Here is a 22,088-nt window from a genome sequence, read left to right as displayed (position 1 = left end):
TCTTCGCCAGAAACTCACAAAAAAAATTATACAAAAATCGCCAAGATATTAGCAAAAAACTGGGAAAGATGTGTGCTATTGTCTGCTAACAAATTTGGCTTTAAAGTGTAGCTCATTCAAGAGCCAATTTAACGGTCAATTATTTCCTTAATATTTACCCATTATTTTTTGTGTCGTCATGGAGGTCATCTAGGGGGCGTTATGTCAAAAGTTCTGATTAATAGTTTGATTGATGAAATTAACGTATTGCTGAGCCGTCCCGTAGGATCGGTATCTAGGAAGGCATCCCCAGATACAATTCACCAAAGAGAGCAGTTAAAACAATTGCGATCGCATCTCGAAAGCTTAACCGATGACTCTCAAATAGGAAACTTAGACAAACAGTACCAAGCTTTAGTCATCCGTTTGCAAAGTCCTCATGGCAAAGATATTGAGCATTTAACCGCAAACACCCAAGCCCCCAGAACAGATAAACTAGAGACATTGCCAACCCTATTAGTCAGCCCAGTAGTTAGCAACTTATTTGGTGCTGAATCTGACTTAATACAGGAGACTAGCACAATGACGAATGGCACGCCTGAATCCAATTCATTTGTCAACGATCGCATGATTGCCGCGCTCCAGCAAGCAATTCAACAAACATTGCAACAGGTAGTCAAAGAGTCAGTTCAGCTATCAGTACAGCAAGTCGTTAGTCAAACTCTCGCCGTAGAAAGAGCCTTGATGGTGGGAGAAATCTCCGCGAGCATAAATAAAATTGTCGAATCCCAACAGCGATCGCAAATAAGTCAGGAATTAATAACGTTAAATCAGCAAAAGCAAAAGTTAAGTGCGGAAATTTCGCAGCTAGAATCGGATCGCGCATCTTGGATGCAGCAGTTTCAAGAATTTCAATCCTCACAGCAAGAGTCGTTAGATCGATCTTTGCGATCGGTAAATACTTATCTACAGGATCAGATTCGCGATCAGATTAGCGACACCGTACAACAAACAGTGACAGGAACAGTTAATCAAACTGTTGCCCAAACAATTCAAGACACAATTCAAGTTACATTACAAGATAATTTAGTAAATCTGCCATCAGTTAATGCCAATTTAGAAACTGAATCAAATCGTGAACAGGAATTTGTAAACAAAGTACAGGAGCAAACCGATCGCTTTTTACTGCACTTAGATGAAATGTTTAACTCTACGTTTCGAGCTCTAGAACAGGATATCCAAGAATATCAAAGTTCCATCGAAGCCAAGCTTGGTCATATAGAAACCCTAGAACAGAAAGGGGAAGCTTTAATTAATGCTCTAGTTGATCGAATTAGTCAACAGAGCGAAAATCAAGTCGAAAACTCGATATCTGAGTCCAGCAACATATTACCCGAATTACCAGACGATATTCCCGCCCAATATCTTGAAACTGTTACAGAACCTGCTGACGAAAATCTCATTAATGCCCTACTAGCTGGTAATGAGTTCGGCGAAACAATTACTGAACCAGTTGTTGAGCAAATTATTGAAGTATCTCCATTAATAGATGTGCCTCAAGCTGAGATGCTTGAACAGGAGATGAATGCAGAGTTAACCGATCTCCATCTCAACTCAGAGCTAAATTTAGAATCTGTGGTTACAGATAGTAATAATGAGAACGAATCTAGTGATCAACTAGTTAACTTCGTAGAGCCGAGTAATACCGATGATTCTGACGAAGATGACTCGGAGATTACCGAGATTGAAATTATTCTAGGCGCTTCCTCTGACACTCTATTCGAGTCTCCAGTTGAAACTAGCAAGAACGATGAGCCATTCGCTGGCTTCCTTGATGATGCAGAAAGTTTATATCTAGATCCCAGTTTTAGCGAAGATCCTCAAAGTAATATCAATGCTCCTCAAATTAGTCCTGACTTTGATATAGAAGCAGAAACGCAAATATTTGATAGTTTTAATGAGGATATTACGAGCATTGAAGAAACTAATGAACTGGATTTACAGCCCTTCAGTTTATCTCCAGAATTAGCCATTGAATCTGGACAAACAGTTAATGAACCAGAACTTCTACAATGGTTAGAGGAAAGTAGTAATCGTCCCGTTCCTACCACAAATATCGCTGAAATATCACCTGATCAAGATTTATTATCATGGCTAGGTAATGACGCGCTTGATATGGCAAGAATACCTAAGCAACCACAACAGGCATCTATAGTAACCAATTCGATCTCAGATCTAGAAATTATTAATACTAATTTGGCTGCGTCTGTAGATCTGGAATCTTCAACTGAAATTGCTGTTAGTGAGAATCAAGGTGAGCAAATAGACAACGAGATTGAACAGCTACCTTCTAATCATTCTCTTAGTGATCAAGCCTCTGACTCAGATGAATCACTAATATTACTCACTAACAAAAATACTGGTAGTATCGAGTCTCCAGAATGGGAAGCTGCATTAGTTAATGCGCTAAATTCAGATCTAGAACACCTTGACGAGGGTTTAATTGTTGATCCAGAAATTACAACCAGTCTAGATCAGTTTATTCGCAACACTCCCTATGCATTAATCAACTGGGAAACTGAAGAGTCACAAGCTTATCCTACAATTATCGAGGTTTCAGCTAAGCCACCTACAGAAGTTCAGCCACAAACCACTGAGTCATTAGAAAATAATCAGGATAAACTGCAAATTAATCTCTCCAATGAGCAGACAGTAACTGATACAGACTCACAATCATCACCTTTTAGTACAGAATCCAGCGAAATCCCTGAGATCTTTGACAACCCTGACGCTCTATTTGAGATAGCAGGCAAAACTCCACTGCAAGTTTCACAATCTTCTTCTATCGATGATGACATGGAGGCTATTTTTGCGGATGTTATCGCCGAAACAACTGCGAGGTATGCTGCCCCATCCCCTCCCTTTGAAACTAATGACGAGCTTGATGAATTATTTGAGGGAACTGGGAAAAATAACAAGTCTGCATCCAATATCGATTTTGATCATCTTGGTAGTGTTGATGCTGATTCGCAAGCATCTATGGAGAGAATCAAAGCCGAAGCAGAAATGAATGAGAGTGAACTGGATACGCTTTTATTTGGCTTCGATCCTGACACTGAAATTGAACATGTCTTTATCAATAAATTGGCTAGCCCAGATATCACCGCTACCACCCCACAATTACCCGTTGTCAAAAACAATGATCCTCAACTCAAAGAAGTTAATGAACTCGATACAGTATTGCAGGAATGGAAACAGGATGATTATGCAGGGCTAGATGTTGGGGCAGTAACCATGCAGGAAGCGCTTACTTTTCCTGAATCTATGCAAGATGTAGAAGAACTGGATACGATTTTGCAAGGTTTAGCTCGAACAGAAGTGTCAGACCTAGCTAGTTCTGTTGAAGAAGATACGAACTTTGTCATGATCGAGGACTTACCGACAGTTCTTGAAAATCCGAATGCAAACATTACCCAAGAAGATGAATGGAGCTTTGCACTAGAGGAACTGGAAGCAAAATTAACTCAACCCGTCAGGAATTCCGAGTATAAACCTGAAGTTGGTGAACTTTCAGCCGATGAGTTCTTTGCTTCGCTAGAGAGCAATAAACTCAACATGTTTGCAGATGCTAGTGAAAAATTAGATCCTTTGACTTCTTGGTCATCAACTAAATCCTCAAATCAAGCGATCGCTGATTTAGTTGATCTAGACATTAGCTCTGAGGATGACTCAGCCGATCTATTACTAAATGAGTTTGCTGATTCCCAAAATGAGGTTTTGGATAATGATTGGGACAATCTATTAAATGATTTAAATGCTTTCAATTTCAGCGAACCATTATTAGATGATCACCGAGAACAGCTTGGTTTATCATCAGTCGCACCGATTACGGACAGCCTTGATAATGTTTTAGATATTGATTCATTAGTCGTAGAATCTCGCAGTGCCGCACTCATACCCCCTCCACCTGAAAAGGAAGTATATAGCCTAGATGATACTTGGGTTCTTGGTATCGATTTTGGTAGTACCGCGCTGCGTACTAGTTTACTGAATGCTAATACAGGTAAGGTTTATTCTCTGTATTTAGATGATGTTGATGAGCTTCCCTGTCGGCTAGTCTGGACTGAAGATCACAGTCTGGATGATCCGATGACTAAGGATATTCGAGTACTTATTAAGAAATCCCAGATATCGGATTTAGAAAATGGAGAGGTAGCAATTACCCACTTTAAGCAGTTCTTGAAACTGGGATTGCCCTATCGTGGAGTTAGTACTTGGCAGCCGATTATTCAATGGTCGGATAGTCATCAGGCAAATTTGCGCTGGTTGATCGCCGCACTTAAAAATCTGATTGAACAAATTCAAACCCGTGCCAATCATCCGAAACTTCCTGATCTAGGCTTGATTTTATTAAAGCTCAGTGGTGTGGTATTTGGCTATCCAGCAAGCTGGTCAGATACCTATGTATTGAATATACGCGAAGCAATTCTCAAATCAGGACTAGTTGTACAACCAGAACAGGTAATGGCAGTTGATCAAGCGATCGCACCAGTGTTGGCTTTGATCCATGAGCAGAAAACTTCCCAAGAAATTACACTCCTCATAGATGCAGGGGCAGTAACAACTAGTCTATGTTTAATCAAAGGCAGTCTGGATCGAAAAACGAGCGATCGCTCAAAATTACATATCCGCAGTCTGGACTATGCAGGTAATAGCTTGAGCCAAGATATTATCGTGCAGTTGTTCTATCCCCATTGGCAATTAATTACTAACCCCAATCGTCATCTTTGCAAATTTGATCATCTCACTTTGCCAGAAGTCGGTACAGAGTCACCACAGCAACGGATTCCCCTACAACAGTACTTACTAGGTTCTAATGTTGGTCAACAGATGTTGGAATTAGCCGATCGCCTTAAGGTCACCTTTGGTCAAGACATTAGTGTTGATAGTTGGAATGAGGATTTGCTGGGGCAGCCGATTGTGGTGTTACGCCGTGAAGTGGAAAACTTGATTTTGCAACCATTTATCCAACGCATTAATCGCGAACTGAATGCCATTATTAGCAATGCGGGCATTTTAGGAGAAGATGTGCGTCAAGTGTTGCTCCTTGGTAATACCATGCATATCCCATTGCTGTCCCGTTGGTTAGCCCAAAAACTACCTAATGCCAAGATTGATCCCTTAGGTGCATCGGTTGTCGCCAATGGTTTAGCAGTTGCTCCCCTATATGCAAATTTACATGATGTGGCGCGTCAGCAATATTCCGATTATTTCCTATTGCAAGAGATTTGCCGCCTCAACCTCACCCAATCTGTCAATCCTAACCAATTGCTGAAGCAGTTACAAATGCGGGGTGTCAATATTAAGGCTTGCCGCGATCGCATTCTCAGCATTTTGCAAGGTGATTTGCCAGAAGGAATTTTCCCTTGGCAAGAGCCTGAACATGGAGCCGTCTTAGAAGATCCAACTCTTAGCAGTGAGCTATTCGCAGGTCGGTTGTTTGAGCTAGAGACCGATGGAACCTATCAGCCAAATGTGACTAAATTCCAGCAATTAAGGGTCTATTTGCAAGCGATTATTGGCAACATGAGTCAAACCCTCAATGAGCCACTAGTATTTCCTGAAGTCAAAGTCTAAAAAAGTGGTCGCTTAGCGACCACTTTTTTATTGAGGATTAGTTTGACTGGGAATCATGACGATCGCCCAATAGGGAACGTTATCGGGATCAACTTCAGCGATCGGTCTAATTACTTGATTGGGCAAAGTTGCCCGTTCGATATATAAGGCGCGTTCAAACAGATTTAATTCTTGCAAAATCGTTTTGATTTTGGCGAAATGCCTACCAAGTTTAATAATTACAGCAGCATCAGCAACCGCTAGGCGATCGCGTAAAATCTCCGCTTCCAAAGTTGCAGGCATAATGCTCAATACGTCATTGCGAAAAGTGAGCGGCGCACCGAGCATGGCGGCACTGGCAAAGGTGGAAGATATTCCAGGGATGACCTCAGTATGAAAGCGATCGGATAGTCGTTTGAAAATATACATGAAGGAACCGTACAGCATAGGATCGCCCTCACAAAGCACGGCAACATCGCGCCCTGCTTCTAAATGTTCGGCAATTTTTTCTGCGCCAATATCGTAATAGGGCTGTGAAGATCTTTCTACGCTAAAGGGAAGCGGCATCGGTACTTCGATCTGGTCAGGACGGATAAAGTCAGCAACGATCGCCCTCGCAAAAACCTTGCCGCTTTCCATCGTCGGATAGGCGATTACGGGAACTGAGGTTAAGATGCGATGCGCCTTAATGGTCAATAGCTCTGGATCGCCAGGCCCAATGCCTAGTCCATATAAATTTCCTTTTTTGACTTCATTCTCAATTGGTTCAACGGGGTTCATAGCTCATTCTCCATCGCTAAGGCATTCAAGGCGGCGGCGCACATCGCACTTCCCCCACGCCGACCGTGAATGGTCAAAAAGGGGACACCACGACTATTTTCCGCTAAAGCTGCTTTTGACTCGATCGCACCGACAAAACCAACGGGGAATCCTAGTATAACGGCTGGCTTCGGAAAACCGTCATCAAGCAATTCTAAGAGTCGAAATAACGCTGTAGGCGCATTACCGATCGCCACAATCGATCCCTCAATATGCGATCGCCACAGTTCCATCGCCGCCGCCGATCTCGTATTACCGATTTGTTTAGCTAGGTCGGGAACTTCAGGTTCATTGAGAGTGCAAATTACGGCATTATTTGCTGGTAAGCGCTTACGAGTAACTCCATTCGCCACCATTTGTGCGTCACAGAGAATATTTGCACCATTTTTGAGCGCTTCTCTACCGATTTTAACCACATCTTCAGAATAGGCAAGATCATTAACAATATCGGTCATCCCACAGGAATGAATAAGCCGCACCGCTACCACTTCTAAATCTTCTGGCAAGATAGCTAAATTTGCCTCAGCACGAATCGTCGCAAAGGATTTGCGATAGATTTCATTGCCATCACGAATGTAATCAAGCATGGCTGATCACTTCCCTTAATTCTTGCAAATTACATTGATTGACAAATTCTCGAAAACTCTGTTCAGGATTTTGGCGTTGGTTTTGATAGATATTGATCAATCGTTCCATTAAATGCGGTAGCTCATGAGCCGCATATTCGGCATAGAGTTCCCTGCCGAAATTAATCTCGCCATCACCAACATAAACTTTGTAAGTTTCAGAGGCTTGTCCGATGATCGCAATATCGCTTGCATGATGCTGAGCGCAAGATTTATCACAACCTGAAACATGCAAATTAATGGGATCATCCAGTTGAATACATTTTTCTAAGTGCGAGGCGATCGCCTTGGCATCAGATTGAGTATCCGTAAAGGCTGACTTACAGCCTTTATAGCCAGAACAAGCAGCGATCGCCGCATAGGGATGATGAGCCGAAATATACAATCCTAAGTTCAAAATCTCTTGCGTTACCTGCTCAAGATCAGCTTCCGCAATATCCGTAATCAGCAAGTTTTGCCAAGGCGTTAACCGCAAAGCCCCACCACCATATTGTTTAGCAAGGCTTGCTAATCCTGCGAGTTGCGGCGAAGTTAATCTTCCTAAGGTCACAACCACACCAATATAAAAAAGTCCCGATTGCTTTTGTGCATGAATCCCTAAATGTTCATACGCTCTTGTTCCCCTCTCCCCTAATGGGAGAGGGGCTAGGGGTGAGGGTCTTAATGAATAACTTAATTGCTGTTCAACTAAATCAAGATATTTTTCCACGCCCCAATCATGCAGTAATTCCCTCAATCTAGGCGGACGCGATCGCGAATATATCTTCTGCTCTAGCTTTTGCTCTGTATATTGCCGATAAACTTCTGTTAGAGCTGCAAGAACTTCCAAGACTTGATTATGGTGAATCACAACACCGACTGGTGCTGGCGAATCGCCGCGATCGCCTAAGCCTAAATGCAAATCAAAATAAATCTCGCTTTTAGTTTCAATAGCTACCAAACAAATATCATTGGGGCGATCACTAACCCTAATCGCCTCACCGCCATCAAAGCAAATACTGAACTTATTAGAAAGAATCGCTAATTCAGGATGCTGTAGTAGATAGAAATTCCATGCTTTAACCAATGGAATTGTATTTATTTTGGCATGGACATCAATCCCAGCGCTGGGACTAGCCATCATATTCCGCAAACCGTCGGTACTTTCGGTACTAGAGGCAAGTCCATAGTCTTGGAAATCTAGTAGCACTTCTTCAGGCAAAGCTTGACTGGTGCGGATTTGCAGATTTGCGCGATTGGTAATTTGGATTTCGCCATTACCAAATTGATTGACGACCTCTGTGAGAACTTCGCATTGTGTAGAAGTAATTAATCCCGCAGGTAAACGGATACGCGAAAGAATGCCATCTTGAGCAGTGGTGGCATTAAAGAGACTGGGACAAATAGCTGTTGTAGATTGCAATTGAGAAAATTCCAAAAAATATAGATTGCGCCCTCACCCCTAGCCCCTCTCCCATTAAGGGAGAGGGGAACAAGAAAAGCTCTTTCTCCCCCTCTCCCTTAATGGGAGAGGGGGCAGGGGGGTGAGGGTCTTATAAACTTAGCGCCGCTTCAATTTGCGATCGCTCTAGACCTTGACCGATAAATACCAAACGGGTTTGGCGAGATTCATCACTAGCCCATAGGCGATCGTAAGATGTTTCGAGGCGATCGCCTACGCCTTGTAACACCATTCGCATCGGCTTATTCGGGACATTCACAAAGCCCTTAATCCGATAGATCTCTTGATCGGCGATCGCTTGTTTTAGCGATGTGAGTAACTGTGTCGGCTCAAAGGCGCGATCGGTAACGATATTAATCGAATTAATATCATCATCATGCTCATGTTCTTCTTCAGAATCATGATGGCTAGGACGAGTATCAAGATTATCCTCAACCGCCGCATTGAAGCCTAAGAGAATTTCAGAACTAATTTTGCCTTCATCGCAAGCAATGACCTTAACGCCATCCCGCAATTCCTGCTTAAGCCAAGCATGAACTTTGTTCTGAGCTTCAACATCCACCAAATCCGTTTTCGTCAATAAGACCAAATCCGCACAGGCTAACTGATCTTCAAACAATTCTTCAATCGGAGTTTCATGATCGAGATTGGGATCTTCTTGACGCTGAGCATTGATCGCATCCAGATCGCCTACCAATTTGCCACTAGCGACAGCCTCGCAATCAACTACCGCAATCACACCGTCAACCGTCGCGCCATTGCGAATCTCTTGCCAACGGAAGGCTTGGATTAAGGGTTTGGGTAAGGCTAAGCCAGAGGTTTCGATGAGAATGCAATCAATGCGATCGCGTCTTTTTAGAAGTTCCTGCATCGTTGGCAAGAATTCCTCTTGCACCGTGCAGCAAAGACAACCATTGGTCAATTCCACAATATTGGGCGTAACTTCTGTGCCATCTTCATCACACACCCGACAAGAACGCAGCAAGTCGCCATCAATGCCGATCTCGCCAAATTCATTCACCAGTACGGCAATCCGCCGACCTTGGTTATTTTGTAACTGTTCTCGAATGAGGGTAGTTTTACCACTACCCAAAAAACCAGTAATCACAGTTACAGGTATTTTCGCTGCCATAATTCTCTCTAAAAAACTTTAAAATCCCTTGTTGTTAATAAGTCTGATGGCTAAGCGAAGCCGAAGCCATCAGTTATTAATAGAAATTTCAAAAATAGGGGCAAGCCATGAACTGCCCCTACCTTGAAAAATGATTTAACCCTTAGGCACTGGGAGAATCAAAGAAGAAAGACTTGATGCAAAAAATGCAGCACCAATTCCGCAAATTACTAAACCTGCTGATTTGAGGCTAGGCGATACTTGAGAAAAATCACCTTTAAGGACTTTCTGACCGACAAAGAAGGCTGCGCTCGAAATCACTAATTGAATCGTGGTAAAGCCAACTAAATAAGCCACTAAAGCGGTAGTTTGTGCGCCAAAAATTGCTTCACCGTAGGCATAGCCATGAAACAAGCCTGCTACTGCCGACAGAGCCACCATAACTAATAGGTTAGGACTATTCTTCATTGCCATCAAAATCCCAAATAGCAAAATTGATGCGGAAACAATGAGTTCAACTACTGGCAGAGATACACCTAACAGGTGGATTCCCGTGCCGAGCATTGCCGACAAAACAAAAGATAAGGGAATAAAAATACCTTGGGGCTTAAGCGCGGCAAACAAACCAACCGCAACAATAAAGGCAAGGTGATCGACACCAATCACTGGGTGAGCCAAGCCCGACATAAACCCTTCAAAAAAGTTGCTGGGCATCCCGCCACCCATTGCGTGATGTGCTGATGCGGGACTAGCCACTACTAAAAGGCTAAAACCAATGGCGATCGCTAGAGCTTTAGATTGAACTGAAGCGAAAATCTTAGATAAATTCATACTCTGTAACTCGCAGATATGGACAAATTAAACTAGCTCTAGCGGGCATCCTGACTTTGGGAATAGTAATATCGTTTTCCGAAGGAAAACGATATTACTGAGGTATCCTTTACAGTTGCGGTACAGCGTTGGACTTTCACCAAACTTTCCCCATTTGCAATTTTGTATCTTTGAAAAGAATTTTGGGCTAAGAAGCTTAGAATCAAGTCATAGAAACAATTACATCTGTTAACGGCTGTTCCCCGTTAAAACTAGAACAGTCTTTGACTTTACAATAATTTGACTGCCTTGCGAAAAAATACTTAATAGATTTATAAATTGTGTCGATGACCAGTGAAAAATGGCTAAAGATTATTGGTATCGGTGAGGATGGTTTAGGGGGAATAAGCTCATCCGCCCGATCGCTAATCGATCATGCTGAAATATTAGTAGGTGGCGATCGCCATTTAGCGATGTTGCCAGAAGATCAGCGATCTCAAATTGTTTGGGCATCGCCCATTGAGGCAACTATTCAGCAAATCATTAATTTACGTGGTAAATCAGTATGTGTCTTAGCTAGTGGCGATCCCCTTTGGTTTGGCATTGGCACAACTTTATTAAAGAGAATTCCCATTGAGGAAATAGCGATTATTCCCTCACCTTCTACTTTTAGTTTGATTTGTGCGCGATTAGGATGGTCATTGAACGAAGTGGAAACCCTGAGCCTATGCGGTCGTCCTGCTTCACTTTTACAGTCCTATATCTATCCAAATGCTAAACTGCTAATCCTGAGTTCGGGAAAAGAAACACCGCAAATTGTGGCAAATATGCTCTGCAATCGCAATTTTAGCAATAGCAAAATTACGGTCTTAGAACATCTCAACGGAACTAAAGAACAGATTATTTCTACTGTAACTAATCAATTTCAGAGCTTTCCCGAATTTGCTGATCTCAATGCGATCGCCGTGGAATGTATTCCTAATCCTGAAACGAAAATTCTATCGCGGATGGTAGGGCTGCCCGATGATGCTTTTTGTCATGATGGACAGTTAACTAAGCGCGAGGTCAGAGCAATTACCCTATCTACCCTTGCCCCCAATGCTGGCGAATTACTTTGGGATGTTGGGGCTGGTTGCGGTTCCATTGGCATTGAATGGATGCGAAGTCATCCCCGTTGTCAAGCGATCGCCATCGAAAAGTCCCGCACCCATTTCATCGCTGAAAATGCGATCGCTCTCGGTACTCCTAACCTCAAAATTATCGAGGGCAAAGCTCCCGAAGTTTTGCAGGGTTTACCCACCCCTGACGCGATTTTTATCGGTGGTGGTGCGACTGTTCCAGATTTATTTGAGACTTGTTGGGCAAATTTGCGATCGCAGGGACGTTTAGTTGCTAACGTTGTCACGCTTGAGGGAGAGCAAAAACTATTTCAATGGCAACAAAAATATGGCGGCACGCTTACGCAAATCTCGATCAGTCGTGCCGAAGTGATCGGATCTTTTCTAGGATGGAAACCGATGCGTCCTGTTACACAATGGCAAGCAATAAAGCCTTTTTGAAAGTTTTGCAAAGCAAAACTTTCAAAAAATGTATGGCAATAAAAACATTTTTAAAATGGTTTTATTTGAGAGTTTAACCAAGCGATCGCTTCTTCAATACTTGTCACTTTCTCGCCTTCAGGTATTGCAGGACGCTGTACCATCACGATCGGAATTCCTAATTCCCTTGCGGCAATAATCTTGGCATAGGTCGCATCACCGCCACTATTCTTACTAACAATTGCCTCAATCTGGTATTCGCGAAGTAATTCTCGTTCCTGCTCTAAACTAAAAGGACCGCGATCTAGTAATACTTTGCTATTAGGAAGTTCGATATCAGGGGGATCGATGGAACGCATTAAATACCAAGTATCTGGATAGGTCTGCGATCGCTGTAAAAATGGCTCTAACTGTTGTCTTCCTGACGTAATAAATACACGCTTTACCGATTCAGGAATGGCTTTAGCCGCAGACTCCACCGTTTCCACTTCAATCCAATAATCGCCAGATTGCCTTTCCCATTGAGGACGCACAAGCATTAAATGAGGAATATTAGCTAATTGAGCAGCGATCTCTCCATTCACCGTAATTTGTCCAGCACAGGGGTGGGTGGCATCAATTAGATAATCAATAGCATTCTCTCGCAAATGATTGGCTAAGCCCTCCGCACCACCAAATCCACCGATGCGAAATTGTCCAACTAGGGCTAATGGCTTTTTGGTGCGTCCTGCGAGGGAGCTAATGACTTCTATTGTAGGGATATCGACTAGTTTCGCAGCTAATTTAACCGCATCACCTGTACCACCTAAAATCAGGACTTTTTTAATATGTTTCATTCCTCAAAAAACTGTTCTGTATAATTGGAAAGTGGGACAAAGTGCCAATTCCTATCATAGATAAATTACAACAGTTTTCGAGCACAAGAACTACAGGAAAATTTTTAAAAGCTTTGCGAAGCAAAGCTTTTAAAAATTTTCTTGATTCGGGTTTAAGCGCAAAGCGCTGTTATATATTAGCTTCAAGGATTGCTTTATCACGAATGCGACAGGAATCACAGACACCACAGGGAGTTTCTCCACCCTGATAACATGACCATGTCAGATCAATCGGCACACCTAAACGCTTTGCTCGTCGCACAATATCAGTTTTAGAATCCATAACTAAAGGCGCAATCAATTTTGGGGCATGTCCTTCCACACCCACTTTGGAGGAAAGAGCGGCTAGCTTCTGAAATGCTTCCAAATACTCAGGACGGCAATCGGGATAACCTGAATAGTCCACTGCATTAATACCCAAATAGATTGCCTCAGCACTTTTTGACTCAGCTAGAGATAAGGCGATCGCAATAAATACCGTATTGCGTCCGGGTACATAGGTAATCGGGATCTCTCCTGCTTGTACACCTTCAGTTGGGACATTAAGCGTGTCATCGGTTAATGCTGAGCCACCCCACTGTGCCAAATTCACATCGACAACCAAATGTTCAGTAATCTTTAGCGCTGCTGTAACCTGTCTTGCTGCCAACAACTCTCGTTCATGCCTTTGACCGTAACGAAAGGATAAGGCAATCACTTCATAGCCATCAGCGATCGCTTGAGCTGCTGCCGTTGACGAATCAAGACCGCCTGACAATAAAACCACTGCTTTTTTAGTGCTTTTAAGATTTGGAGAACTTGTTGCTTCGGTCATTTTAATTTCCTCAATTACCTTACCGCACACCCAGTAACTTATGAGTTTGGATACTCACTCGCCAGTCTGAATGACTTAGAACATACTGCAACACTAGATCTTTACTACTGGAAGTTTCCCACTCAGACTGTAAATATTTCACCACATTATGTGGGATTCTGGCTGCATTCTTTTCTGCCCAGTCTAAATCTGATTCATCCTTGACTACTACCTTAAGTTCGCTCACCTGTTCATAAATACTTGCATGGGGATGTTTGAACTGCTTCGGTGAAAAAGTTACCCAGTCAAATTTGCCACTGAATGGATGAGAACCTGATGTTTCTAAATGAACTTGCAAACCTTTCGCTTTTAACTGCTGTGTTAACTCTGTTAAATCATGCATCAATGGTTCTCCACCTGTAATGACCACGATCGCAGGATCAGCATTTACAGCTTCTGCAACCAAATCGGCGATCGCAATCTCAGGGTGCTTTTTAACATTCCAAGAGATCTTAGTATCACACCAAGGACAACCTACATCACAACCTGCTAAGCGGATAAAAAAAGCATTTGTCCCCATCCATGTACCTTCTCCTTGAACAGAATGAAAGGTTTCGACAATTGGTAAATGCGTTAGATAATTGATTTTATTCATAGATTATTATGTGGATTACAGAATGATGCACCACAGGCATTCATTACAGAGCATTCATTACAAAACATTTATTAACGTGTATAGCCAGTAATTAAAAAGTCTGTACCAATTTGCTGAAATTGCGGTTGTAGTAGATTAATTGCATCAGTCATCAAATTTAACTCTAGATCATCGATGGGGCTGGGGGCTGTAAAGCCACCGATTAGTTTAGGAGCAACAAAAGCATATATCTTCTGTACCATTTTGGCTTTAATTGCTGCCGCACCTAATCTACCACCACATTCCCACAAAACCTGATTACAGCCACGCTTAGCTAGTTCCTTCATGACTATTGGTGGTGATATATCTTCTAGTTCTAGAATTTCTACATGGTGATCGCTTAGCTTTTGTTGGAGTTGTGGATTTTGATGAGGCAATGTAATCACGAGGGTTTTTTCCATATCAGTAATCTTCCATAAATTCGCTTCTTCAGGAAGATTAAAACTCTTGGTAACGACTACCCGTAAAGGGCAATGCTCACTCAATCCATGCGTCGTTAAGTGGGGATTATCTAACCTGACCGTGTTCCCACCTGTAATGATTGCGTCACAGCCAAGGCGTAAATCATGCACCACGTGCCGCGCTTCCTTCCCTGTAATCCAATAGCTATGTCCTGAAGTTGTCGCAATTTTGCCGTCAAGGGTCATCGCATATTTAAAAATGCCAAAGGGCAAGTTAGTCTTTACACGGTGAAAAAATGCTTCGTTAAGGTCTAAACATTGCTGTTCTAAAATACCTGTCGTCACATTAATGCCCGCCAATCTTAAGCGATCGCAACCACTGCCTGACACCCTAGGGTCAGCATCGATCGCACCAACTACCACATTACCAATTCCTGCTTGAATAATTCCCTCGGAACAGGGAGGAGTACGACCATGATGATTGCAAGGTTCTAAGTTGACATACAAAGTCGCATCACTCAAATCGACTCCCGTTTGTTGGGCTGCTCGAATGGCAAATACTTCTGCATGGGGTTCACCTGTCTTCGGATGAAAGCCCTCACCTAAGATTTCTCCATTTTTAACAATCACACTACCTACCATTGGATTTGGAGCTGTTTGACCTCTAGCTTGTTTCGCTAAATCAATACATCGCTGCATCCAGTACTCATGGGAAGCTAGGATGACTTCATGATCTCTTGCTATCATTTCTAAATTTTGATCCGTTCTAACTTATGGAATGATTGGATGTGTCTGCTTAGACTGGGTATTCGCTGAAGGCAACATAACCGTAAACTTGGTTCCCACATTGACTTCACTTTCCACTGCTATTTTGCCATTATGTGCATCCACAGCTTGCTTAGCGATGTATAACCCCATTCCTAAGCCCTTAACACTGCCAACATTCTCAGCTCTTAAAAAGGGTAAAAACAAACTATTTAAGTACTCATCAGGTATGCCAATACCATGATCGCGAATACTTAAAATCAACTGCTGAGCATCACAGTTTAAATCAACATCAACAGTACCACCTTCATAGGAGTATTTAATCGCATTAGAAACTAAGTTCATGACTATATGCCATAACAATTTCTTGTCAACTTTTAATCTTTGGCATTTTCCATGACTCTGAAATTTAATACGGCATTTGCAGTTGCTATCTTCTGTCTGAAAACTATCAACTAATTGCTGGCAATATGCTTTAACATCAACATTTTCAGGGTGAAATGGGAATTTGCCAGACTCAGAACAGGAAATTAGTTTAATCTCTTCCAGTAGCCAGTTGATATCTTTAATTGCTGATTGAATAGAAGCAAGATTTTTTGCTCTACTTTCCTTACTTAGTTGTTCTTCAAAATTTTGTAATTTCCAAATCAACAACCTAATTACTGACATCGGCGTAGAGAATTCATGGGATGCCATCGCAAGTAGGCGATTTTTTAAAGTATGAAGCTCTTTCTCTTTTTCTAAGGCTTCTCGGAGGATTTGTTCTTCATGATGCTTCTTTAAAGCAAGCATCATCGCCATATTTACTTCGGCATATCTGAGGGGTTTGGTAAGATACCCGTAGGGAGAAGTAGAAATTGCTTGTTGTAAAATTTCTGGATCACTAAAGGCTGTCAAGTAAATTACAGGAATAGGTGCAATTTTATGAATTTCGCTAGCCGCAATAATCCCAGTATCAGAGCCTCTTAACTTAATATCCATCAAAACAATATCGGGTTGATGCCGATGGATAGATGCGATCGCTTCGTCACTGCTATCAACTATTTCGAGAACTCTGTACCCCAAATCCGATAGAACGTCTGAAAGTGCATTTGCGGTAACAAGTTCATCTTCCACAATTAAGACATTTGCTATCGTATTAGTCTGCACCGTCATGCTTTTTACTGCGCCTTGCTTATAATGGGAATAAACCGCTTCTAGCACTGTTTATATTTTAATTATATGATTACTATATAAAACTCAGGGTGAAAATCTTTAGAATTAGGACATTAAAACACAGCTTATCCTACACTCTAGATTACTACTAAACAGAGCTATTTTCCTTGAAAGTATTACTAAACAGCTTTTTTGATGAAAATGTGCTTTTTGCTTGAGAGTAGAATGTTTTAGTTGCCTTAACACGATATAATAATAAATCCTTGCTTCTAATATCTAAGCTAGTAGAAGCCAAATTACTTGACCGTAAGGAAATAACTAAATGACTGTTAAGCGTTTGTACGAAACTATGTATATCCTGCGCCCTGATCTTCCCGATCAGGATGCCGATGCAGCGATCGCCAAATATCAAGACTTCTTAGTACAACAAGAAGCAGAAGATATCACAATTCAACATCGTGGTAGACGTAGATTAGCCTACGACATTAAGGGACATCGTGAAGGTATCTACATTCAAGTTAATTACTCAGCAACCCCTAAAACCATTGAAACCTTAGAAAGAACATTTCGTCTCGGCGACGATGTGATTCGTTACCTAACCATTAAGCTTGATCCAGAAGCTGCTGAAGATGGTGGTGAAGTAGTTCCCGATGCTGAAGCTCCTGTAGAAGAAGTAGCTACTGCTGAATAAAGAATCCAATAAATTAGGGGTGACGCAAAGCGCCACCCCTAAAGCAAGAGAGGCTGTGAAAATCACGGCCTCTTTTTGTTAATTACAGAATACCGAAAAAGTGCAATACGCCTTGACCGCTAATTAATTCGATCGCTAGTGCTGATACAAAGCCGATCATGGCTAAGCGTCCATTCCAATTTTCAGCACCAGTATTAAATCCAAAACTCCATACATTACGGTTTTCGTCAGACATATCGATTTACCTTATGAATTAATTGCTCTACATTGCGAAATGTAACAGATTTATTAAGGATTTGCAATCTTTCTTTACGTTTTCCACCTTTAGGAAGAAATTCTCAACCCATGTCAAAGCGGTAATTTTGATGATGATTTTGGTGCGATCGCTAATGAATTGGGTAGAATCCAAAAGACATTACAATCAATAATCCACGCAAGGACAGAATTAATTATGCGAAAAATATGGATTAGGCTTCTAGCGGGCTGTTTAGCTGTACTGATCAATTTGACCACCACGAGTGCAGTATGGGCGGCGGCCCCTAAGAAGACTGGAGATCCAAAATTTCAGGGTATACCACTGCAATGCTATATATCCCTAGCTGATGCAGGCAACTCTCCTGAAGCCAAGGTCGCAGCCTATACTGAAATCGCGGGTCAATATTTAGAATTACAACGTCCCGATCAGGCAAAGAAGGTGTTAGAGAAGAGCATCCTTGCTGCCAATGACATCGTTAATCCATCTCTAAAAGCCTTTGCGTTATTAGATACAGCAGGTCGTTTGACTAAGGCATCACAACTAAAACTAGCAACAGATACTTTAGATAGCGTTTTAGCAATTTCTAAGGAGTTACCTGATCCTGTAGATCGAGTGTTTGCCAATATCAAAATTGCTCAAGCCTATGGTGAAGCTGGCAAAAAGGAAATTGCGAAAAACTTGCTAGCAGCTACGATTAAAGCCACTCCTGAAGTTATTGATCCCTATGTCCGATCGCGAGCCTTTGCGGCGATCGCCAATATATATACGGAACTAGGTGATGATTTCAATTCTGAATCAGCGATTTCCGAAGCCACTGAGCTATTGTCTATGATCGACAATCGCAATACTAAAACTAGAGCAAGAGTTGAGATAGCAGGAAGCTACGCTCAGGCAGGCAATCATGCTAAGGCAGTTGCTTCATTGTCCAATGTTTTCCAAGAGTTTGATGCAATCCGCGACAATGCGATCGCCTCAGCTAAGGACGCTGCCAAAAATGCGAAAACTACCAAAAAATCATCTCCCAAAGTAGCAACCAAGTCTCTCAAAAATGATTCTGCTAAGGATGAAAAAGATGTCCCCGATCCTCAAGTTGTCGAACAAACAGAGCGAGCTAACGCGGAAATCTTGAAAACGCGATCGCTATTTTTAGTTGCTGGTCAATATTTAGCTTCCAAGCAGTATGACAAAGCTCTAGAAGTCATCAACAACCTTGACGAAAAAGTAATTGAGAAAAGTATTGGACTTGCCAATGTCGCGATCGCCAATGCTAAGGACAAGAAGGTTGATGAAGCGAATAAATTATTCGCTCAAAGTCTGCAAGACTTAAGTAAATTTGCGCCTTCAATAGATGTTTTTAATATACTCGTTGAAATTGGTCGTCAATACCAAACCATTCAAAATACAGAACAGGCAAGCAAAACTTGGGATCAAGCTTTAGCGATCGCCCAAAAACTGACTCAACCTGCTGAAAGACTTTTAGCTCTCAACATCATTGCCAGTACCTATGGGGAGTTTGGCTTAGTTGATAAAGTGGAGCCAATTTTGCAAGATAGCTTTGCTCTCGCCAAAACTGCCCCTGATCCCAATATTCGTTCTAGAGCTTTCTCTGATATTAGTAGTACCTACTGGGCGATCGGTCAACGGGATAAAGCCCAAGCAATCGCTCAAGAAATCGAGAATCCCAAAGAAAAAGAACAGTTGGGCAAATTATTTACTTGTGCTAGTTAAGTTATAGCTATGGCTAAATAAACGCGAGTTCGGGATAATTTGAAATGGGCTTTGAGAGAGGGTTTGCGTAGCAAACCCTCTCTCAAAGCCCAAAAGTAAAAGCCTTGCGTAGCAAGGCTTTTACTTTTGGGCTTTTAAAATTTGCCAGCTTAACCCGAACTCACGTTAAATAAGTTAAGACATAAAATCTAGAGGAGAACTGGGGCGCTTCGCGCCCCAGTTCTCCTATTAACATAATGGCTACTGTTATAAAAGCCGCGCATTGTGAAACTTTTTTATTCAGATAACTGGAGTGAACTAAGTGCTGCCCAGCGCTTATCTACGGAAGTTTCTAAGTTTGCACTTGTATCTCTTAACTCCAAAGCAGGAGCATCAGGAGCAATCTTAGGATAGGGAATAGCTAAAGTTAGCTGTTCATATAACCATGCCGCAGGATCAAAATATCCATTAGGAGACAAAGACTCAACTAAATCTCCTGATTCGACCTCTCTTTCCTTGGGATATTCACTTTCGGGTAATGGCTCGGCTAACCAAATCTTCTCTGATGTATCGATCGCCAATCGATAGTTAAACTGCACCAATGTGCGATCGCAGGTCAAGGTCATGATTGTCGAAGCTTTGGCATTGACCTCAAGAAACGCACCAAGATGACAAACAGAGATAAATCCCTGAACAGGTGTGAGGGTTTCGAGTCCTTCGATAAATTCCTTAAACTCAAAAGACTCGGTTGCTTCAACAGCTCTTGCAATTTGAGGGATATATAGTTTTTCCATTAGATCTGCACCAATTTAACAATTAAGTGACGATTTGGCTCTTTGCCCTGACTATAGGTTTGAATATCAGGAAAACTTTCTAAAAACTGATGAATATAACGGCGATCGGCAGATGAAAGATTCTTAATAGCAAATTCTGTTTGGGTTTCGCGAACCTGTTGTACAGCTTTTTCAGCTAAGTCATTCAAATTAGCTAAATATTTTGAGCGATAGCCATTTAGTTCGACAGTATAAAAATTATGGTTTTGTGGATGACTGGATGATTGATTTAAATTTGATGGAAGATGACTGTTCAGGACAGTATTAGCAAGATATTGGAGCGAATCAATTACTACGCCATCCTGACCAATCAATTTTTGAATTTGCTGCTCTTGTAAACCATCCGTACTGATTTCCAGCCAATAATTTTTAGAGTTACTAGCAGCTTGTTCTGGAGATGCTTCTAGCAGATGAGTATTCACCGAAGCCGAATACCCCATCAAGCTTAAAAGCTCTTGAAGCCAATTTGCACTTGCTGAAGCATCTTGCATAAACGGTAGTTTCCCACTCAATATAAATATTTTTTAAATCAGGCAGCACAAAGCACTACCTGATTTAGTAAGTTTATCTTTCCAACTATGTGGTGATTGGCAACCTATAGTCTAGTTCTTTTTCTTTTTCTTAGAAGAATTAGAGTTGGGTTCAAAGGGTAGAGCTGATTTAGTTGGCGGCTTGGCACCTTTAGTCTTGTCATCTACTACAGTTGTATTTTTAGCTTTAGCATCGAAGGGGATTTTGCTAGACTCGGCTTTGCTAGGAGTGATTGCTTTGGGATCAGCTTTAGCTTTACTCGCAGGAGCCTCATTTGCCGAAACCGCAACTAACTTTTGCAGATTTTCTGGCAGTGGTTCTTTAGCCACAATAAATGCTTGTAATGTCTGAAAAATGTTTGCAATCAACATATAGAGCATTACACCAGATGGCAAGGGGAAAAACAAAAACATACCAGAGAAAATAATTGGTGTGAGTTTGTTCATGGTGTCTTGCTGGGAAGACTCAGGGCTGGGATTGCTGGATTTAGGCGTAGAACCACCAGAGATATTTTGATTGGCATAAAGACTCACGCCAAAGCCCAAAACCATGATGACAATGTCCCAATTAATACTGCCATCAGCATTAGTTACACCAGTTTTACCAAGTGCTTTGATAAAGAGAAATCCTTTATTGGCAGCTAAGCCCGGTACAGTCGCTTGAACAGTGACATCACCAGCTTGCTTGGCGACTACGGTTCCATCGGCTAAAACCTCTACTAAGTCTTGTCCTTTAGTAACTTTCCAATGAGGAGTAAGATCTACGTCTGGATACTCAGCAGATAATGCGGTGAAATCTTGACCTTGAGAAGTTTGTAAAACAATTTTCGATTGCTCACCGATCGCCAAGTTTGTACCATTTAAAGCAGTCGCCAGAATCGGATAATGTACGCGATCGGCAAAGTAAACGTTTTGGCTAGGCGAAGTAAAAGGCTGATGGATAATCTGCGCCTGATTTTCCGCAGGAGCAGCTATTTGGAAGTTTAGCGAATAGTTAATGTCTGCAAAGGGCGATCCCCTTAGAGTTGCAAACAAAGCAAAGAGAATTGGCAATTGCACGATCGCAGGTAGGCATCCCGACAAAGGATTACCAAATTCTTTGAAGTTTGCCGAGTTTACTTTGGCTAGCTCCTCTTGCTGTTTGGCAGGATCGCTCTTGTAACGCTCTTGCACTTCTTTGATTCTTTGTTGCATCACGGGGTTAGCGATTTTCATGCGACGCATACTGCGAAGCTGATTAGCGCTAACGGGAAACAACGCAAAACGTACAACCAACGTCAAAGCAATAATTGCCAGTCCATAGCTCGGCACGATGCCGTAGAAAAAATCTAGGAAAGGCAACATTATGTTGTTGGAAAGAAAACCTACACCGAAATCCATTTTCTACTTTACTGTTGAGTTTGCATCTAAAAGTGACTACTAAGTGATCAGCTATCACTCATTAAAAT

General features: G+C 41.9%; 18 protein-coding genes and 1 riboswitch. Of the genes, 4 read left to right on the top strand and 14 right to left on the bottom strand.

The window, feature by feature from the left end:
• Positions 1-201: 201 nt before the first annotated feature.
• Positions 202-5,616, top strand: coding sequence for a hypothetical protein (locus tag NMG48_RS01140; protein WP_271253638.1), 5,415 nt, complete (start codon positions 202-204; stop codon positions 5,614-5,616).
• A 27-nt stretch (positions 5,617-5,643) separates the two neighbouring features.
• Here the strand turns inward: NMG48_RS01140 and cobI are convergent, their stop codons facing one another.
• The 5 genes from cobI to NMG48_RS01115 all read right to left on the bottom strand — a co-directional run bounded on the left by cobI (position 5,644) and on the right by NMG48_RS01115 (position 10,423).
• Positions 5,644-6,375, bottom strand: coding sequence for a precorrin-2 C(20)-methyltransferase (gene cobI, locus NMG48_RS01135; RefSeq protein ID WP_271253637.1), 732 nt, complete (start codon positions 6,373-6,375; stop codon positions 5,644-5,646).
• Entirely contained in the window at positions 6,372-7,001 is a 630-nt protein-coding gene (locus NMG48_RS01130) for a precorrin-8X methylmutase (RefSeq protein ID WP_271253636.1), read from the bottom strand. Before NMG48_RS01130 ends, cobI begins: the two co-directional genes overlap by 4 nt.
• Positions 6,994-8,442: a precorrin-3B synthase gene (gene cobG / locus NMG48_RS01125; RefSeq protein ID WP_271253635.1), complete on the bottom strand. Its 1,449-nt coding sequence runs from the start codon at positions 8,440-8,442 to the stop codon at positions 6,994-6,996. Before cobG ends, NMG48_RS01130 begins: the two co-directional genes overlap by 8 nt.
• A 130-nt stretch (positions 8,443-8,572) precedes the next feature.
• Positions 8,573-9,613 (bottom strand): cobalamin biosynthesis protein CobW, encoded by a 1,041-nt coding sequence (gene cobW / locus NMG48_RS01120; protein ID WP_271253634.1) that lies wholly within the window; start codon positions 9,611-9,613, stop codon positions 8,573-8,575.
• Between the two features lie 135 nt (positions 9,614-9,748).
• Positions 9,749-10,423: a HupE/UreJ family protein gene (locus tag NMG48_RS01115; protein ID WP_271253633.1), complete on the bottom strand. Its 675-nt coding sequence runs from the start codon at positions 10,421-10,423 to the stop codon at positions 9,749-9,751.
• Positions 10,424-10,446: 23 nt separating this feature from the next.
• Positions 10,447-10,630: riboswitch (cobalamin riboswitch) on the bottom strand.
• A gap of 119 nt (positions 10,631-10,749) precedes the next feature.
• Here NMG48_RS01115 and cbiE point away from each other — a divergent pair.
• The gene (cbiE, locus tag NMG48_RS01110; RefSeq protein WP_271253632.1) at positions 10,750-11,961 is read left to right on the top strand and encodes a precorrin-6y C5,15-methyltransferase (decarboxylating) subunit CbiE; all 1,212 of its coding nucleotides are present in this window, start codon (positions 10,750-10,752) and stop codon (positions 11,959-11,961) included.
• A 50-nt stretch (positions 11,962-12,011) separates the two neighbouring features.
• On the opposite strand, the gene NMG48_RS01105 is transcribed toward cbiE, so the two are convergent.
• The 5 genes from NMG48_RS01105 to NMG48_RS01085 form a co-directional block, all read right to left on the bottom strand.
• Positions 12,012-12,776, bottom strand: a complete 765-nt coding sequence (locus tag NMG48_RS01105) for a cobalt-precorrin-6A reductase (protein ID WP_271253631.1) — start codon at positions 12,774-12,776, stop codon at positions 12,012-12,014.
• 169 nt (positions 12,777-12,945) lie between these two features.
• Entirely contained in the window at positions 12,946-13,629 is a 684-nt protein-coding gene (gene queC, locus NMG48_RS01100; RefSeq protein WP_271253630.1) for a 7-cyano-7-deazaguanine synthase QueC, read from the bottom strand.
• Between the two features lie 19 nt (positions 13,630-13,648).
• The gene (locus tag NMG48_RS01095; RefSeq protein WP_271253629.1) at positions 13,649-14,263 is read right to left on the bottom strand and encodes a 7-carboxy-7-deazaguanine synthase QueE; all 615 of its coding nucleotides are present in this window, start codon (positions 14,261-14,263) and stop codon (positions 13,649-13,651) included.
• Between the two features lie 71 nt (positions 14,264-14,334).
• A complete protein-coding gene (gene ribD, locus NMG48_RS01090) occupies positions 14,335-15,450 on the bottom strand; it encodes a bifunctional diaminohydroxyphosphoribosylaminopyrimidine deaminase/5-amino-6-(5-phosphoribosylamino)uracil reductase RibD (RefSeq protein WP_271253628.1) in 1,116 nt (371 codons plus the stop codon).
• A 24-nt stretch (positions 15,451-15,474) separates the two neighbouring features.
• Positions 15,475-16,671 (bottom strand): hybrid sensor histidine kinase/response regulator, encoded by a 1,197-nt coding sequence (locus tag NMG48_RS01085; protein ID WP_271253627.1) that lies wholly within the window; start codon positions 16,669-16,671, stop codon positions 15,475-15,477.
• Positions 16,672-16,945: 274 nt separating this feature from the next.
• Between NMG48_RS01085 and rpsF the strand changes: the two genes are divergently transcribed.
• Positions 16,946-17,314: a 30S ribosomal protein S6 gene (gene rpsF / locus NMG48_RS01080; protein ID WP_271253626.1), complete on the top strand. Its 369-nt coding sequence runs from the start codon at positions 16,946-16,948 to the stop codon at positions 17,312-17,314.
• An 82-nt stretch (positions 17,315-17,396) separates the two neighbouring features.
• Here the strand turns inward: rpsF and NMG48_RS01075 are convergent, their stop codons facing one another.
• On the bottom strand, positions 17,397-17,549 hold the full coding sequence (locus NMG48_RS01075; RefSeq protein ID WP_126385997.1) for a chlorophyll A-B binding protein: 153 nt from the start codon (positions 17,547-17,549) through the stop codon (positions 17,397-17,399).
• Positions 17,550-17,765: 216 nt separating this feature from the next.
• Between NMG48_RS01075 and NMG48_RS01070 the strand changes: the two genes are divergently transcribed.
• Positions 17,766-19,298: a tetratricopeptide repeat protein gene (locus NMG48_RS01070; protein WP_271253625.1), complete on the top strand. Its 1,533-nt coding sequence runs from the start codon at positions 17,766-17,768 to the stop codon at positions 19,296-19,298.
• Between the two features lie 275 nt (positions 19,299-19,573).
• On the opposite strand, the gene NMG48_RS01065 is transcribed toward NMG48_RS01070, so the two are convergent.
• The 3 genes from NMG48_RS01065 to yidC form a co-directional block, all read right to left on the bottom strand.
• The gene (locus tag NMG48_RS01065; RefSeq protein ID WP_271253624.1) at positions 19,574-20,071 is read right to left on the bottom strand and encodes a YceD family protein; all 498 of its coding nucleotides are present in this window, start codon (positions 20,069-20,071) and stop codon (positions 19,574-19,576) included.
• Entirely contained in the window at positions 20,071-20,601 is a 531-nt protein-coding gene (locus NMG48_RS01060) for a Jag family protein (protein ID WP_271253623.1), read from the bottom strand. Before NMG48_RS01060 ends, NMG48_RS01065 begins: the two co-directional genes overlap by 1 nt.
• A gap of 111 nt (positions 20,602-20,712) precedes the next feature.
• Positions 20,713-22,020, bottom strand: coding sequence for a membrane protein insertase YidC (yidC, locus tag NMG48_RS01055; protein ID WP_345961220.1), 1,308 nt, complete (start codon positions 22,018-22,020; stop codon positions 20,713-20,715).
• Positions 22,021-22,088 lie beyond the last annotated feature (68 nt).

Origin of the sequence: Pseudanabaena sp. Chao 1811 (genome assembly GCF_027942295.1) — a bacterium.
GTDB lineage: Bacteria > Cyanobacteriota > Cyanobacteriia > Pseudanabaenales > Pseudanabaenaceae > Pseudanabaena.
The sequence above is the reverse complement of the archived record's forward strand: the minus strand, read 5'-3'. Positions and strand labels throughout refer to the sequence as shown.

Excerpts from the sequence above, each read along its gene's own strand:
- NMG48_RS01140 (WP_271253638.1), top strand. The coding sequence starts at position 202 with ATGTCAAAAGTTCTGATTAATAGTTTGATTGATGAAATTAACGTATTG.
- cobI (WP_271253637.1), bottom strand. The coding sequence starts at position 6,375 with ATGAACCCCGTTGAACCAATTGAGAATGAAGTCAAAAAAGGAAATTTA.
- NMG48_RS01130 (WP_271253636.1), bottom strand. The coding sequence starts at position 7,001 with ATGCTTGATTACATTCGTGATGGCAATGAAATCTATCGCAAATCCTTT.
- cobW (WP_271253634.1), bottom strand. The coding sequence starts at position 9,613 with ATGGCAGCGAAAATACCTGTAACTGTGATTACTGGTTTTTTGGGTAGT.
- NMG48_RS01115 (WP_271253633.1), bottom strand. The coding sequence starts at position 10,423 with ATGAATTTATCTAAGATTTTCGCTTCAGTTCAATCTAAAGCTCTAGCG.
- cbiE (WP_271253632.1), top strand. The coding sequence starts at position 10,750 with ATGACCAGTGAAAAATGGCTAAAGATTATTGGTATCGGTGAGGATGGT.
- NMG48_RS01105 (WP_271253631.1), bottom strand. The coding sequence starts at position 12,776 with ATGAAACATATTAAAAAAGTCCTGATTTTAGGTGGTACAGGTGATGCG.
- queC (WP_271253630.1), bottom strand. The coding sequence starts at position 13,629 with ATGACCGAAGCAACAAGTTCTCCAAATCTTAAAAGCACTAAAAAAGCA.
- NMG48_RS01095 (WP_271253629.1), bottom strand. The coding sequence starts at position 14,263 with ATGAATAAAATCAATTATCTAACGCATTTACCAATTGTCGAAACCTTT.
- ribD (WP_271253628.1), bottom strand. The coding sequence starts at position 15,450 with ATGATAGCAAGAGATCATGAAGTCATCCTAGCTTCCCATGAGTACTGG.
- rpsF (WP_271253626.1), top strand. The coding sequence starts at position 16,946 with ATGACTGTTAAGCGTTTGTACGAAACTATGTATATCCTGCGCCCTGAT.
- NMG48_RS01075 (WP_126385997.1), bottom strand. The coding sequence starts at position 17,549 with ATGTCTGACGAAAACCGTAATGTATGGAGTTTTGGATTTAATACTGGT.
- NMG48_RS01070 (WP_271253625.1), top strand. The coding sequence starts at position 17,766 with ATGCGAAAAATATGGATTAGGCTTCTAGCGGGCTGTTTAGCTGTACTG.
- NMG48_RS01065 (WP_271253624.1), bottom strand. The coding sequence starts at position 20,071 with ATGGAAAAACTATATATCCCTCAAATTGCAAGAGCTGTTGAAGCAACC.
- NMG48_RS01060 (WP_271253623.1), bottom strand. The coding sequence starts at position 20,601 with ATGCAAGATGCTTCAGCAAGTGCAAATTGGCTTCAAGAGCTTTTAAGC.
- yidC (WP_345961220.1), bottom strand. The coding sequence starts at position 22,020 with ATGGATTTCGGTGTAGGTTTTCTTTCCAACAACATAATGTTGCCTTTC.